The 14,906-nt window shown below is 29.7% G+C and carries 19 protein-coding genes; 2 read left to right on the forward strand and 17 right to left on the reverse strand.

Annotated elements, in window-relative coordinates:
- Nucleotides 1-6: 6 nt before the first annotated feature.
- From AC6H4V_RS12115 to AC6H4V_RS12185, 15 genes are all read right to left on the reverse strand, one after another.
- The gene (locus tag AC6H4V_RS12115) at nucleotides 7-762 is read right to left on the reverse strand and encodes a hypothetical protein (RefSeq protein WP_497608048.1); all 756 of its coding nucleotides are present in this window, start codon (nucleotides 760-762) and stop codon (nucleotides 7-9) included.
- Entirely contained in the window at nucleotides 749-1,732 is a 984-nt protein-coding gene (locus tag AC6H4V_RS12120; RefSeq protein WP_497608049.1) for a hypothetical protein, read from the reverse strand. Before AC6H4V_RS12120 ends, AC6H4V_RS12115 begins: the two co-directional genes overlap by 14 nt.
- Before the next feature lie 82 nt (nucleotides 1,733-1,814).
- On the reverse strand, nucleotides 1,815-2,174 hold the full coding sequence (locus AC6H4V_RS12125; protein ID WP_497608050.1) for a TraV family lipoprotein: 360 nt from the start codon (nucleotides 2,172-2,174) through the stop codon (nucleotides 1,815-1,817).
- Nucleotides 2,175-2,339: 165 nt separating this feature from the next.
- Nucleotides 2,340-3,479: a TraB/VirB10 family protein gene (locus AC6H4V_RS12130; protein ID WP_497608051.1), complete on the reverse strand. Its 1,140-nt coding sequence runs from the start codon at nucleotides 3,477-3,479 to the stop codon at nucleotides 2,340-2,342.
- A gap of 18 nt (nucleotides 3,480-3,497) precedes the next feature.
- On the reverse strand, nucleotides 3,498-3,764 hold the full coding sequence (locus AC6H4V_RS12135) for a hypothetical protein (protein WP_497608052.1): 267 nt from the start codon (nucleotides 3,762-3,764) through the stop codon (nucleotides 3,498-3,500).
- Between the two features lie 4 nt (nucleotides 3,765-3,768).
- The gene (locus AC6H4V_RS12140) at nucleotides 3,769-4,710 is read right to left on the reverse strand and encodes a TraK domain-containing protein (protein WP_497608053.1); all 942 of its coding nucleotides are present in this window, start codon (nucleotides 4,708-4,710) and stop codon (nucleotides 3,769-3,771) included.
- Nucleotides 4,710-5,258, reverse strand: a complete 549-nt coding sequence (locus AC6H4V_RS12145; protein WP_151944422.1) for a TraE/TraK family type IV conjugative transfer system protein — start codon at nucleotides 5,256-5,258, stop codon at nucleotides 4,710-4,712. Before AC6H4V_RS12145 ends, AC6H4V_RS12140 begins: the two co-directional genes overlap by 1 nt.
- Entirely contained in the window at nucleotides 5,255-5,533 is a 279-nt protein-coding gene (gene traL / locus AC6H4V_RS12150) for a type IV conjugative transfer system protein TraL (RefSeq protein WP_497608054.1), read from the reverse strand. The genes AC6H4V_RS12145 and traL overlap by 4 nt, the downstream gene beginning before the upstream one ends.
- 65 nt (nucleotides 5,534-5,598) lie before the next feature.
- On the reverse strand, nucleotides 5,599-5,937 hold the full coding sequence (locus tag AC6H4V_RS12155; RefSeq protein ID WP_497608055.1) for a hypothetical protein: 339 nt from the start codon (nucleotides 5,935-5,937) through the stop codon (nucleotides 5,599-5,601).
- A 97-nt stretch (nucleotides 5,938-6,034) separates the two neighbouring features.
- On the reverse strand, nucleotides 6,035-7,588 hold the full coding sequence (locus AC6H4V_RS12160; RefSeq protein ID WP_497608056.1) for a hypothetical protein: 1,554 nt from the start codon (nucleotides 7,586-7,588) through the stop codon (nucleotides 6,035-6,037).
- A gap of 14 nt (nucleotides 7,589-7,602) precedes the next feature.
- Nucleotides 7,603-9,048, reverse strand: coding sequence for a conjugal transfer protein TraH (locus AC6H4V_RS12165; RefSeq protein ID WP_497608057.1), 1,446 nt, complete (start codon nucleotides 9,046-9,048; stop codon nucleotides 7,603-7,605).
- Nucleotides 9,049-9,894, reverse strand: coding sequence for a conjugal transfer protein TraF (gene traF, locus AC6H4V_RS12170; RefSeq protein ID WP_497608058.1), 846 nt, complete (start codon nucleotides 9,892-9,894; stop codon nucleotides 9,049-9,051).
- On the reverse strand, nucleotides 9,861-10,340 hold the full coding sequence (locus AC6H4V_RS12175) for an OmpA family protein (protein WP_151944417.1): 480 nt from the start codon (nucleotides 10,338-10,340) through the stop codon (nucleotides 9,861-9,863). Before AC6H4V_RS12175 ends, traF begins: the two co-directional genes overlap by 34 nt.
- A 63-nt stretch (nucleotides 10,341-10,403) precedes the next feature.
- Nucleotides 10,404-11,078, reverse strand: coding sequence for a hypothetical protein (locus tag AC6H4V_RS12180; protein WP_497608059.1), 675 nt, complete (start codon nucleotides 11,076-11,078; stop codon nucleotides 10,404-10,406).
- A complete protein-coding gene (locus AC6H4V_RS12185) occupies nucleotides 11,071-12,429 on the reverse strand; it encodes a 3'-5' exonuclease (RefSeq protein ID WP_497608060.1) in 1,359 nt (452 codons plus the stop codon). Before AC6H4V_RS12185 ends, AC6H4V_RS12180 begins: the two co-directional genes overlap by 8 nt.
- Before the next feature lie 191 nt (nucleotides 12,430-12,620).
- On the opposite strand from AC6H4V_RS12185, the gene AC6H4V_RS12190 reads away from it, so the two are divergent.
- Nucleotides 12,621-13,199 carry a hypothetical protein gene (locus AC6H4V_RS12190; RefSeq protein WP_497608061.1) on the forward strand — a complete coding sequence of 193 codons (579 nt, stop codon included), beginning with the start codon at nucleotides 12,621-12,623 and terminating at the stop codon, nucleotides 13,197-13,199.
- Nucleotides 13,200-13,228: 29 nt separating this feature from the next.
- On the opposite strand, the gene AC6H4V_RS12195 is transcribed toward AC6H4V_RS12190, so the two are convergent.
- Nucleotides 13,229-13,471 (reverse strand): hypothetical protein, encoded by a 243-nt coding sequence (locus AC6H4V_RS12195; RefSeq protein ID WP_497608062.1) that lies wholly within the window; start codon nucleotides 13,469-13,471, stop codon nucleotides 13,229-13,231.
- 270 nt (nucleotides 13,472-13,741) lie between these two features.
- Between AC6H4V_RS12195 and AC6H4V_RS12200 the strand changes: the two genes are divergently transcribed.
- Nucleotides 13,742-14,188: a hypothetical protein gene (locus AC6H4V_RS12200; RefSeq protein WP_497608063.1), complete on the forward strand. Its 447-nt coding sequence runs from the start codon at nucleotides 13,742-13,744 to the stop codon at nucleotides 14,186-14,188.
- A gap of 31 nt (nucleotides 14,189-14,219) precedes the next feature.
- On the opposite strand, the gene AC6H4V_RS12205 is transcribed toward AC6H4V_RS12200, so the two are convergent.
- Nucleotides 14,220-14,888: a LexA family transcriptional regulator gene (locus tag AC6H4V_RS12205; protein WP_497608064.1), complete on the reverse strand. Its 669-nt coding sequence runs from the start codon at nucleotides 14,886-14,888 to the stop codon at nucleotides 14,220-14,222.
- Nucleotides 14,889-14,906 lie beyond the last annotated feature (18 nt).

A 14,906-nucleotide genomic window follows, 5' to 3' on the forward strand; every position in this document is an offset into this window, starting at 1 on the left:
TGACAATTATTTTGTAAAAACTTTTTGAAGTATCTCTATAACTTGCAGTTTGTCCACAGGTAAATTATCAACAATTGATTTGAGCATTTTCTTATCCACATCTTGTTCTAAATGCTCAATAAAAACATCAAAATCTTGAACCATTCTACCTACTAATTTTATCTGCTCATCACCTGTTAAAAGTAGAGCAAGTTTGAGTATATCTCTTCGATGCTTTTTCCATTTTTTATCATCACGATTTTTCAGATCATAAAATGCTGACATCTTGAGCATAATTGTAGCTTGTGTATTTGTACAAGGTGCTCTATGATTTTTATCAACATTATTTTTTATCATCTCAAAATACTCTGGATCAAGCATAATGGCTGAAAGTGAATACAATCCCTCTTCTGGATCTATAGGGATGATTCTTTGTTCATCATCTAAGTCTAAACTATTTTCATTAGATGCAAAAAGTTCAATCTCTTTTGCAAAGTTTTCTTTTTGAGGTTCAACAAATCTGTAATATTGATACTGATCTTTTGAACCTATTTGGATTTTATAGCCACCCTCTTTTATATACTCTTTTATTCGTTTTGTCATCTGTTTTGAATTGTTTGTTAAAAGTACCAAATCAATATCAAATGTTGCTTTACCATGATTTTCAAGTTCACTATCAAGAAGCATTAAAGTTGCAAATCCACCTACAACCACATAATGTTCATCTAAATCTTTACAGTAATCTTGAAAATGACTCAAGCCTGCATAATCAGTTTCTTTCATTTCTTTCCTTCAATCTATCTATCATTTTTATTTCTAGTTGTTCTACTGCTTCTTGTACTCTCTCATCTTCATCATTTTTGAAAAATCTTATTACATACAATGGGTTTATCGTATCCTTATGAGCAAAAACAGATGCTTCTCTATCCCATACTTCAATTTTATACGGGGCTTCATCTTCATCGCATTCCAAAGCTTCTAACTGCTCTGATGTAAGCTGTTTATGTGAGATAGCGATTGTTTTTATCTTTTCTTCTACCAATGTAGAATAATGAGATAGTGCTGTAAATCCACTATATATTTTTTCTCCTATAAAATCTTTAGCAAAAAAGCTAAATTTTACAGGTAACTTTACTTCCTCTTTTAAACGCTCATACACTTCCATAGGTGAAATAAAATATATATATCTACTTCGACCGAAAGCTTCTATTTGAAGATACTTTAAAGTCTCTAAAACCTTTAAAGCTTGTGATGTAGCTCTAAGCTCTCTATTTACAACCCTAGCAATATCTTTTATCATCATGCCACTTTTAATTTGACCATCTAAATAACCTATCAAAATCATATCTGCATCACTTGTTAAAGAAACATTTCTCAAAAGAGCTTTCTTTTTTGTTTGTGTTTGTATCTGCATCAGTGCAAAGGGCATATAAATTTGCTTATTCTTTATAACAAATGGTATATGCTTCTTTACCAAGCTCTCAATGCTTCTGCTATCAAGTTTATCAAATACTAAAACAGTATGACAAGAACTAATTTCTTCAAGTTTCTTGATGGCATTTTGATGAACTCTAATATCTAGTGTTTCATCTTTTACATTTGCAAATACAACATATATATCTTGTATCTTTGCACCCCAAAGCTCATAGCCAGCTTTTAAATATAGTGGCAAGTTAAAACTAATATTGTTTGGTACAATTTTCCAATTAGTGCTAGTTTGAATATATTCAAATATCTCTTTTTTTGTTTTCATAAACTTATATTAACATAAAAACTGTTAAATTTACAATAGTATGTAAATATTGTATTTTTTATGTTTTTTTAATAATAAGTAATTACCTTAAGGGAGTCAGTATTTTAGATGAAATTTCAACTTCTTGATTTAGATAATCCCCAATAATCCACTTGCCATCATCCACTTTTACAAAAATAAAATTACTTGTTTGAAGTAAATTGTTTTTATCAACATACGGAAGCATTAGAACTCTAAGTACTTTATCAGGGGTTTTCAAAGGTACGATTGGCTCTTGAATAAGCTTTGCCAACTCTTCTTTCCTATTAACCTCATAAAGAGAATCTGTCCTATTTATATCCTGCTTTATTTTTGGATCAATATATATAATTTTACTCTTCTCTGCACAACCTTGAAACATCATCATTACTACAATAGAAGCTAATACAACTCTTTTAATCATGGCTTTTCCTTTTTTGTATATTCATAAACATCCGATACGCTTCCACAATACCCCTCACCTTTTCCTACATTGCACTCTGGGCACTCTTCATATGGCAATAGCACTTTTGAAGTACACCCATTTATAAAAATAGATATGACTAGTAATACAAAAATCAATGACTTTTTATTCACTTTTAACCTCCTCAAAAATAATAGGTTTTGTAAAAATGATGTCACATTTTCTACCAACTGCTATCTCTACTATAGGAAACATCTCATCGTTAAGTTTTAAATAATATTCTGCAACTTTTTTTGATGCTTCAGCTGCTCCTCCATACATTGAACTCTCAAATGCCTTATTTGGATCAGGTGTACTTACAGTTCCATTCGCTGAAGTTGCAACATAGGTATTACTCTGTGTAAAAACTTTTGCCATACCTTCTGCAAAACCTGCGACTAATGCTCTAGCTAATATTGCTCCTTGCTTACTTACAACCCTTCCGCTTAATCCTATTTTTCCATCTTCTCCAGTTACATAACCTATAGATGAGCCTTTGGATGTTATAGAAGTTCCATCTTTTTTAACACAACTTAAATTTTCTACTCTAAGTATCGCTCTATCGCTTGAAAGCTCCCCATAACCGCTACCTATTGCAACACAATCTTTAATATCTGCTCTAAATTTATTTGGCAAAATAGATTTATCAATAATTTGTATTGCTACAGGATGTGGTGAACTTTTAGCAGCACCTGAACTTGGAGCATCTAAACCATTTAACAATCTTCCTTTAACAAATGAACCTGCTGGTACAATAATTTGTTTTGGCTTTTTTAGTTCTTTATCCTTAACTTCTTCCTTTTTTTCCTCTTTTATTGGGTCTGCAATAATAGTTAGTGTAGATGTTACAAGTACTGTTTTAATTGGTTTAGGTTCTTCAACTTTAGGTGGTTCAAAATTACTAAAAGCTTGATTTTGATTAACTTGTGGAGCCGTGTCATTTGTAAATGAATTAATAGATGGGGTTTGCTTTTGTTCATTTAACATTGACATAATCTCTGCAATATTTTTTGAAAGCTCTTGATTGTTTTGTTCTAACATATTAAGCTTATCCCCATATGTTTGCTTAAAACTATTCTCTTCAACTTTTACAGCATTATCATATTGAATTACAACATCAGATACAGCTTTCTTTTTGGGATCTTCTTGTGTAGCTACATCAGAAACCAAAGCACTAGATATCATAACAACGGTAATCAGAAGTACCGTTAAAGTAGCCATAAATATAAATGATTTAAACTTTTCTGATTTAAACTTAGCTAACACAATACTCTCCTATTTAAATTATTCTTGAATGAACTCTTGAATATCTTGATTTGTTTCTTTTTGAACAAAACCTGCTTTAAGTGAAGTTGTAAGGTCAGTCAACTTCGTTTCAAGCTCAATATTTTTATTTTTTACAAGTTCTAATTCTGATTTCATACTTTTATATTCTGTAATTAATTTAGTTAAGGCTTTGTCAACATACTTCATCGAATCTTCAAATTCATTAGCACTCAAACTAATACTCAAAATTCCTACTATAAATACACTTGATAGAATTTTTTTCATTTCTTTACTCCTCATTATTAAAATTTTTCAATACATTTTCTATCGGTTGTTTACTAGACTGCTCTTTCGCAAAATCTATAACTTCATCACTTAGATATTTTTTTGAATTATCCTTTACCTCCTTTTCTTTTTGTTGTTGGATTGCTTCTATCGCATTGGAATACTTTGAACTATTTTGAATATAATTACTCATTGGATTAGCATTAGCCACTACAAAAAGTCTAGTAGTACTATCTTTCGTTAATTTGTGATTTTCTAAAGAAACTGCTAAAGGGTTTTGTAAATATGGAAGAAACATTTTTTCATTCAAAGAAACATCTTGATTAGCTTTTATAATAAACTCATCAATAATAAATGTACTACCAATATATTTTTTAAACTCTATAAGAGAAAGCTCATCAAACTGAACTTTTGACTTATCTATGAACTCAAGATCAAATCCTTCAGGAGTAATCTCTTTATATACCGATTTAATTAGCTCTGAAATAGTTGTTTGATAATCACTTACAACTTCAATCTCTTTATTTCTTTCAACTCTTCTTTCATCCTTTACAGTTTTTAAAATAATAGTTTGAGCCGGCATATCCTTTGGAACTAAAATAAGTGAAAACATTTTGTTGTCACAAGTTAAATAAGCTTCTCTTGCAAATGTATTAATAGTAGTGCTAAGAATCTCATCTCCTTGTGTCTTGTTAATTGGTATCAATTTAATAAATGCATTTTTTCCATTTTTTTGTATATCAATCTCTTTCTCACTTGAAAAAATCAACTGAGTAAATTCTCCATTTTCACAATATGCTCTATTGATATCAGTCTTTGATATATCTATGTATTTGTATCCTTGTACTTCATCCACTATTGTTTGATTAGGTAAGTTATCTGCAAATACAGAAACAACTATAAGGCTCATTGAAATAATTATCTTTTGATATTGTTTTAATCCCATTACTTAACTCCAAATTTTTTTATAACTAATTGCCCATTTTTTACAATGAAATCAAAATCCATTACCTTTCGCTCTTCACTAACAAATACATTTCCTGTATTTCTTCTCAAAATACCCGTAACACTGAATTTCCCGTGTTCAAAGTTCACCGATGTTTGTAAAGGATAAAAAGCTTGATAAATATTATTCTCTTTAATAACCTTGTTTTGTTCGATAAAATATTCTTTAGTTGCCTTAATTACATCAGGATCTTTTGAAATAAAATTTTCAATAGCATTAAATGAATTCGCTAAAGTTCCTGGAGATGTTGTGAGTATTGATTGAGATAAATAATTTCCAACTTCTTCAAAATATTTATTATCTAATCTATTTCCAACCACTTCAAATTTACTAGTAAATGATGGTGGAATGATTATAGTCCTTACATTACTAGCTTGTATAAAAAACAGTACTCCAAAAGTCACATTAACTATAATCATCAATAGTGCAAATACTTTTACTACATCAAGCTGTACACTCATTTTTGTATATTCACTAAAAAATTTCACTTTACTATCTCCTTGATCCAAAATTCAGGCACCCTACCCTTTAATCCAAACAATCCTTTGCTATATGCATAATGTCCTACAAATCCAGCTTGTTTATGATTTTTCATTTTGGTAATAACTTTTAAAACACCTACCCCTATTGCTGTTGCTATAAATTGCATTTCTGCAATTACTCCAAAAGCAATAATCACTAAAAGGATTAGGAATTCACTCAAATCCCACCATAAGATTTGCATTTCAGCATTCATGTATTTAGGTATATATTTTCTTTCCATTCATTGTCCTGTGGAATAAAGTCTATTTTAACTTCATTACAAAAAACAACTTTTGTTGAGTATTTCTACCCAACAAAAGAAGCCATTGTCGTTAGCAATGAGTTTGATGCCATTTCTCCTGCTATCAATGTATATTTACTATTGATAATTGTTGGTATAGAACCGATTGATAAACCAAGTAAAACCATAAAAATACCTCCTACGATTCCACCTTGTTTAAAAATAATTACAGCTGTACCAATAAAAAAAGCGGCAATAATTTTTCCCCATGTTCCAGTTAGTGCATCACTGATATCTGTGTACCATGTACTTAGTTCCGCACCTCCAGTTCCTGCAAATGCTGCTGACGAAAAAAGTGTCAACAACAAACCAATGAGCAATAATTTGCTCTTGTGTAATTCCATTTAAACTCCTTCTTGAGAATTATCAAGATGCACTATATGATTTGGCATATTTGATTGAATGACATTATAATATTTATATTGTGTTTTGTGATTATATTTATTGAGAACATGTAAAATCATCAATCATTTCTTCAATAGCTGATAATTCGCCTAATGTTTTATTTGACATTGTTTGTGGAACATCACATGAACATTGATCCACTATTGATTCCCCTGCTTCTAAAGGACAAGTATATGAACCGCTAATCTCTTCTATACACACTTTAACATTCATCTCATTTCTAGTAGTATTATCTTGGCTTGAGTCTGAATGAACATCAGTGTCTTTAATAGATTTTTTAGTAGTACAAAATTTTTGTTTGCAACTTAAATCTGCTGTTGGTAATCCATTAATAGTTGCTTGTGTTCCATCTTTATATTTAAAATGCCCTTTACCATCTGTATCTAGCTCATTAGTTTGGGTAAAATCTGCCGTAGCAGTTTTACTACCACAATCATAAGTATATTTCTCATATAAATGTTTGTCTGTATAGGTATATAAACTATTTCCTGTACTATCTTTAATTTCTATACCTGATGAGCTATCACAAACTTCGTAGGATTTATCAAGTACAATCTCTGAACAAAAAGTTTTATTAAAAGTAGAGCTGACACCTTTAAATAGGACTTGTTGGCAATCACTACCGTTTGAATTACATATTTGTTTTGTTCTAATACTACATGAACTGAAATTACCACAACTATCAATAAGTTTTAAATCTATTGTGTTTGTAACTTGATTTTTCTCAAATTTATACTCTTTAGTACACTCATTTAAAGACTTATAATTAACACTCATAGAGTTATTTGTTTGCGGTATTGTTGTTGCAGAATGCACAAGGGCTGCATTATATATAGACTTTGAATTTTGTCCATCCACTGCTGAAACTGAGTCTGTAAAATCATTAGCACTTTGTGAATGATAATAGTTTCTTGGATCAGTATTAGTGTATTTGTTTGGTATTACATTAGACTGACAAGATGTTGGATAATTGAAATATGTTGTACTCTTTTTTAATCCACTATCCCACTCATTATCTCCGGAAATATTAATATTATTAGCTGATAATATCGCATTTATTCCTCCATCAATAGTTTTATATACATTTGAATCAAATGTGTAACTACAACTACTATTAGTACAAAAACAAGCATGCATCTGCTCTTTTGCAAGTTGTGTAACAGACAACTTACTATTACTAACAGAAAATGATTTATAAATTGGATTATTCCAGTCCCCTGTGACAACTCCATTTTGGCAAACACCTATTATTCCTGAAATTGTCAAAGTATGATCAAGTAGTTTATCTAAATTACTATCTTGTTTTATTGTTAAAGAGATACTCGATGATAAAACAGAATATGTGGCTGTTAATCCTATCTCTTTGTCAAAACATGATATTGCACCATCAAATGTTGTACTATTATCAACTGTAGTTAATGCTCCTGAACCTTGCATAGGATTAAGAGCATTACTTTTTAACTTTGATTTAGAGTTGAATTTTGATGCTGCTGTATTACCTAAACTCTTGGCACTTGCTTTAGATGATGAAATGTCATCCGCATAAATTATTTGTGCTAACATACATACTAATACAAAAAAATATTTCATTGAAATTCCTTACATCAAGGTGTAGCTGTTTTTGATAATGCTGTCATAGTTTGGAGATTGTTATAAAAATCTGGATTTCTTTTCATCATAACTGCATTTTTAATTGAATTAGCAGCATTTATAGATTCTGCATAAGAATTTAGTTTTTTAGCAAAATTAAGGTCGGCGGCAATTTTCATCTTTACACATTTTTGAAGAGCATAAGAAACATTCTCTATCATTAGCTCTAAATTATGTCCGATTTGATGCTCTTTTATTTGTGGATCATCATATGCTAGTGAAGCCTTCGCTTCTTTACTTAATGAGTCATAACTAGATTTTTCTTTTAAAAGCAAGTAGTGATAATTTGATATGTATTCATACATAGCTTGGGCTGCAAGTACTTCTGCAATTTGACTTGATACTTCTGTAGCAATACTTCTTGTTTCTGGTGAACGAGATAGTGCATTAAAAATTTTATAAACAGGTGCTCTAAATCCACTTAAAAATTTCAAATCATCTGATGTGTGTGCTGTTCTTGTGTTGATATTGTCTGCAACTTTTCTAACTTTTGGTTCAAATACTGGTAATAATTGCATATCTGCATTTACAGCAACGGTTGGATCACCACTTCTATCTAACAATTTAATTGATAAATTTTCTGATTCCTTTGCACCCAATCTCCATGTCAATAATTTATCAATATCATCTTTACTTGGTATAGTAGCTCCAAAAGTTCCATAATTTTCTCCTGATGGTCTGCCATATAAAACTATCTCTCCACTTATTGAACGCAAGAAGTTTTCCTCTTCATTCAATGGATTTGATGTATCTTTACCAATCAAATAGTACAGCAAACTACTATATGTTGTTTGGTCCTTTTTCAGAAATCTAACTATTCTTGGAGCATTAGCACCTAACCCGTTAAGCCACGGATTGACTTTTGAATCAAAAAACTTTGTAACATTGTCCGCTGTAGTTTTTATCCAGTTTGTTGCTTCACTTTTAGTTTGCTCTTGTTGCCCTAATCCTGTTGCACTAACTAATGCTGTTGCAGCTTGACAACTATCTAAAGCCATATTGTTAATTGCATTTGCCATTGCCTCTAAAGACTTTAGTGTTTCAGAACACTCCTCACAAGCTGCTTTAAGTGCTAAGTCAAATGCAACACCTGCTGCATTACTTAAAGTAGCTTCTAAAAATTGCACAATTTTATCTGCATCTAAAAATTGAATAGAACCAAATGCTAAATCTATTCCCCCACACCCAGCTTTAAATGATGGTGCTTTAATATTTATGGGATTTATAGTCATAGTTGGAAAATTCATTTTATATGAACCACCACTATAATAACCATCACCGCCGGTTGGACTAACATGAGTAATAGTTATGTTTTCTGCATATCTTTTCATCGAATCTGCATAAAGACTAGTTGTAAAAATGACTATACTTGCAAATACTGATATTTGTATCTTTCTCATTTATTTAACCTCTTCATTTTTAATCTTTCCAATTGTTTTCAGTCCATAAACAACCGCTTCTACCAAATCTAATAACCCATGAAAACCTGTGGCAATTCTTACTATCTTAGGTTTTGGGTCATTTTCATATTCTCTAAATAGCAAAAACATATCAGGGGTTCTCTCAACCTTCATGGCATATGCAAAGTCTTTAAATTTATCTATGTCATAAGTGTCGTATTGAACTCCATATTGTTCTTCCAACATCTTTAATATGGGTTTTTGTTTTGCACAAAAACTACAGTTTTTAGCTGTAACTACCATTACTATCATGTTGTTTTTATACTTTTGAAATATTTCTATTCTTTTTTGAGTATTGATTTCTTTCTCAGTATTAATCGCTGTAGTACTTCTTACTGGAAGTGATGCAACCCATTGAGCCATATCAAAATCTTGTTTTGTAACATTAATAGTTTGGTTCATAAATTCTTTTGCTCGATCACTTATATATTTTTGAAGCTTCTTATGCTCTAATACATTGGTGTATGTTGGATATGTAACTGCAATATCTCTTGTTTCTTTTTCTATTTGCTTTACACTCTCTCTTGTTAAACTATCTATTATGTCCCAAGGAATATTCACTTCTTTAGGACTTATTTTATATTTCGGTTCACTTGGTGTTGCTAATTCTTCATCTGTTTTATTCTCATCCTTTTTTTCTAACTTCTTCTTACAGCTTTCTCCCCAAAACCATCCTCTTTGGCTATCATCAAAAAAAGCTTTGTCATTTTCATAACACTGAGCAAAAAGAGAATTAATATTAAAAAATAGGATTAAAAAAATAGTTGCATATCTATTCGCTGACATTGTTCTTCTTTTTTCCAACCTAAACAATCTTCACCATGAGGAACTGTTTTTATCTCTTTGTCATACCCTAATTGCCTAATTATCTTTACTAAGCTTTCAATTCTTTTATCTGACAAAATAAGGTTGTATTGATTTGTTCCAGGAGCAGATGCATATCCATCTATGATGATTGAGGAAACTTTTTTAAAATCCACATTATGAAGTTGCTCTAATGCGTTACTATTTTTTGGAACATCTGAATTAAAATCAAAAAAAATACTGATTTTATACTTGTTGCTACTTGCTTCAATAATTTTATTTTGTACTATCTTTTGTAAGGTACTTGTCGAATTTTCAGTTTTTTGCTCAATAACTTTTTTATTGAGAGTAGAAAAATTTTCATTCGCTTTTAAAATATGTGCGTTTTCAATAGTATGAGATAATACAAGTATCTCCATTCCAAACATAGCAATCTCCTTTTTGATGATTGCTAATTATATCTCTTAAATTTTGTTTTGTGATTATATATATTACTTTGTAAGTATTTTAAAAGGAAGGCAACTTTTCAGTCCATATAGCTTTTCTCGCATATCAGAAGTGTATAAATCCTCAAGATTTTTAAATTTGATAACCATTGAATTAGCCTTAAAATCAATTTTGATTTTTTGGATCAATTTTTTCTCAATATAAGAATACACTATTTTAGTGTATATAAGTGGTTCTTTTCTAGTAAAAACTCCTTCAAAATACCCTTTTCTTTTAATCAGTGACTTTAATTTTAGTTCTATCTCATCTGTAACTCTAACATTATCAGTTGTCAATAAATTATCAAAATATACTCGACCTCTTATTTGATTTTTTACTTCTACTATTTCAAACCAATCTACATTTTGGTAAATCACCTTACACTTAAATATTTTAAATTCTCTAGGCATATAATAAATATCTTTTAGCCTTTTGTTTTTAAGACTCCTTACTTCTTTTTCAAATAAATATTTGATTCTCTTTGTCATGCTCTTGGTAATTCGTACATTCACAAATATAGATCTTGCTGTGCTGTAATAAGCATATCCATTATCTGTGCTTATCACTTCTTTTTCTAAAATCTTTGATAGAGCTTCTTGAATACAAATATTTGCTGTATATGGATCAATGTCATATTGTAATGCTAACTTTTCAACTAAAAAACTTGAACTATTACTCATCTTCATCACTCAAAAAACTTACTTCATATTTGGCTCTAGTGATTGCTACATAAAGTAAATTTGCTTCTTCTACTAATTTATCTTCATCAACTGTATCCAAATCTTTAAAGTCCTTCATTAAAACTACACTATCCCACTCAAGACCTTTACTTGCATGAGCTGTTGTTAATACTATATTTGATAAAGGTGAGATTTTTGAAGTAGCTTCTTTTTTTAGTGTAAAAAGATATGTTTTATATCTCTTGGCAATTTTCAAATTTGTTTTGAGTTCTATTAAATCGTAATCCTCTATATAGTCTTTTAATTCATCCTCATCACTAAACTTTTTTAAATACTGAAACTCTTTAGATAATTTATCACTCTCTTCATTGATGAAATAAAATAAATTAATAGCGGTTTTGAAAATTTCATTAACATCTCGTGTAATATTTATACCATCTTTTTCATCTTTAAAATTATCTATTAATTCAATCAGTGTAGCATTAGTTCTTGCAATAAAAGCTACATTGTTTATCTCGAATGCTTCAGCTTTTCTTTTTGAACAAAGAAAATTTTTTGCACCCAAATAGTTTTTTAAAACTTTATTTGCTTCATCTACTACAGATGCACTGCATCTAAAAGTGTGTGTTAAAAAGAACTCATATTTAGCTTTAATCATCTCCATTGCATTTAGACTTCCTCTAAATTGATAAATCTGTTGATATTTGTCGCCAACTAAAATTTTTTGTCCTTTTAAAGCATTGAATATTTTAATAGTTACTGGATTACTGTCTTGAGCTTCATCTAGTAAAAATCCATCATATGCATCAGACAAAAGTTCAAGGGCTTTATGATTCATTGAAAAATGTTTCAAATAAAAATCATGAGTGATTTCTATTTCTCTTTTATCCATCTTTTCCCACAAAACTTTGGCATACTCAAAAACTGATGAATGAGCTTTATCAAAATATTGACGCATTTCAATAATTTGATTCACATCTGATTGGCAAAATCTTTTTAATACTTTTACAATGTCACTACAAATACTTAAATTTGCATCACTTAGCCCTAAAATTTGTTGTATGCTTAACATGTCATAATCATTAGTTCTGATTTTTGGTTTATCCTCAAAAGCTTTATATGCTAGTGAATGTAAAGTATATACATCAACATTAGTTCCAAACTTTTTTCTTGCTTCTTTTACTATTGAGCTATTGAATGCAAGATAGAGATATTTTTTATTTTCATTGGCTTTGGTAATCTCTATTAAAGTAGTTGTTTTACCTGTTCCTGCAAAAGCATTTATTTTTAAAATTTCATTTTGTTTTAAATGCTTAGAACATTCAATAACTTCTTTTTGTTCATCTGTCAACACTTTATATCTCCCGGCTTATAATTCCAAAATGATATAAAATATTTTGTATTTTGTGATTATATATTGCTATATTTTATAAAATTGATTACAAAAAGCTTTATTCGTTTAAATATTAGACTAGATAAAGAGCTTTTTCGTCTTTATTTATGTTATAATAAACGATATTCGGCTACGAGAAGGGATTATAAATGTATAAATATGAGAAATATTCCTATGAAGAATTCATATTAAGACTTCGCTCTATCGAAAATAAAAAGAACGATAGACAACTTGCTCTTGCAATGGAGCTAAGACCAGATACTTTAGCACAAATGAAGATGAGATCTAAAATTCCATTTGAATCTGCTATTGGCTACTGTGAAAAAACAGGATACTCTTTAGATAAATTATTCTTTGATAAAGACTTTAAAGCATCAGATGATAGCACTGTACTTCCCCATGAAAACAACAATAAATTTTACAACTATAAACTTTACAATAGTAACGACTATGTAAGACTTCCTAGAGTATCTGCCGGTAACTCTTTAAAAGCAATTGAGTTAAATCATGACATCATGCTCTACGATGAAAATATAAACAAGTTTGATGGTAACGGTTCTTACTTAATCAATACAAATGATGCTGTATCTGCTGTAAATATTTTTACTAAAATTGATGGTGATTATGCATATAACTATATTGGATTTACAGTTGCTAATGAGCTTTCTAAAGAACAACTGGTTAAATTGAATATCATTGGTAAGGTTATAAAAACTTTTTCATTTTGATAAAGTAATTTAACTTTATACCTATGAAACTAGTTCATAGGTTGCTCGAATGTTGACTCTTCTACTTCTGCTTTATCAAAAAGCCCTTCATTCTCTAAAGCCTTTACAATAAGTTCTTGTTTTGACTTATTGTATTTTGAACATATTGCATCGAACACTTTAAAATCTTCAATATTCAATTTGATAACAATAGTTTTAGTTTCATTGCTTTTTTGAATATTCTCTTTGTGTTCAGCTTTTATCATATCCAATACACTTTTTTTAGAAGCCATTTAAAATCCTTAATTTTTATTTTGATTTGTAATCATATAAAAAAATATTCGTTTTGTGATTTAGTAAATTTCAGTCCTGATCTATATTTCCAAATTTTAATTAGTACCTACTTTGAGCCAATTTTCTGACCTTAATTCGTTACCACAGTATATATACTATATAGGCATAGCTAAATAGTACTCATTTCAGAAGTTGAAAATTTTTCAACTAGTAATCACAAATCAAAATAAATATACTAAAATTTCAAGAAATAATTCTAAGGAGTAATTATGGATGAAAATAAAAATTCTAAAATAGAAACTACTATCAAAACAATGCTATACAAACAAGCAAAAGACAAAATTACAAAAGAGGAAGAGGAACTCTCATATAGAAAATTGCATAATCTTTTAGAGTATAAATTGAAAAAGAAAAACAAACCTATTCCCAATGGTTTAAGTTATGCGACAAATTACTATTATAAAAAACACAAACAAAACATCAGAGCAAAATTAAGAAGGATAAAACAAAATAAATACATAACCAATTTACGGGCAAAATATTCAGATTTAAACATTGATGAAGCCTTTCAATATCTGGCTTTAGATGAGAAAATTTCTATGCAAAGAAAAGGTGATATCCTCTCAATTGAAACATTTATTCAAATTTTGACGAATCGTCCTATCCCCAAAAAGAGAAAAAAAATTAAAGCAGAAGAGATGGTAACTGAACTATAAGTGGGCAGATTTTGCACTCTCCTCTGCCCTATTAAACAAGTGCCACTTTTCCTATAACTTTACCTAAAAGTCTGATTGCATCTAACTCATCAGGAACTATAATCTCACTATTATAACTTCGGTTATCACTTATTAATTCTAGTGCTCCATCAACTTTCAATGCAACTCTTTTTACAAATAATCCTGCATTTGTTGAAACAATAAATATTCCCCCTTTGCTCACATCAAGGTCATCTTTATCAAATAATATAACCTCCCTATCAAGCAATGTCGGCTCCATTGAATCACCCATAACATTTAAAGCTGCTATTGCATTTGGATTTGAATTATTTGATTTATAAAGAGAATCAAGTAGTTTTTTATCAATACTTAGATACTCGTAATCCTCATCATAATTAAAACTTCCACCGCCGGCACTCGCATTAATTCTTGTAAAATGTTTTATTCTTGTATATTTTTCGGTTTCTTCTTCTAATGATTTTGGTAGCTGTTCAAATAAAATCCAATTGATTGAGATTTTTCTTTTTGCACAAAATTTTGCAATTTGTTCATAAGGAACACCATTTTTTTTCTTTAGATGGCTAAGAGATTCTTTTGACATACCAAGTGCTGAAGCTACATCTTTATCAAATATTTTTCTATTTGGATGTTCTGAACTCAAAATATCTTTTAGCTTTTCTATGATCTCATTAATGTCCATATTACTCCTAAGAACCAA

The organism is Sulfurimonas lacustris (genome assembly GCF_059705355.1).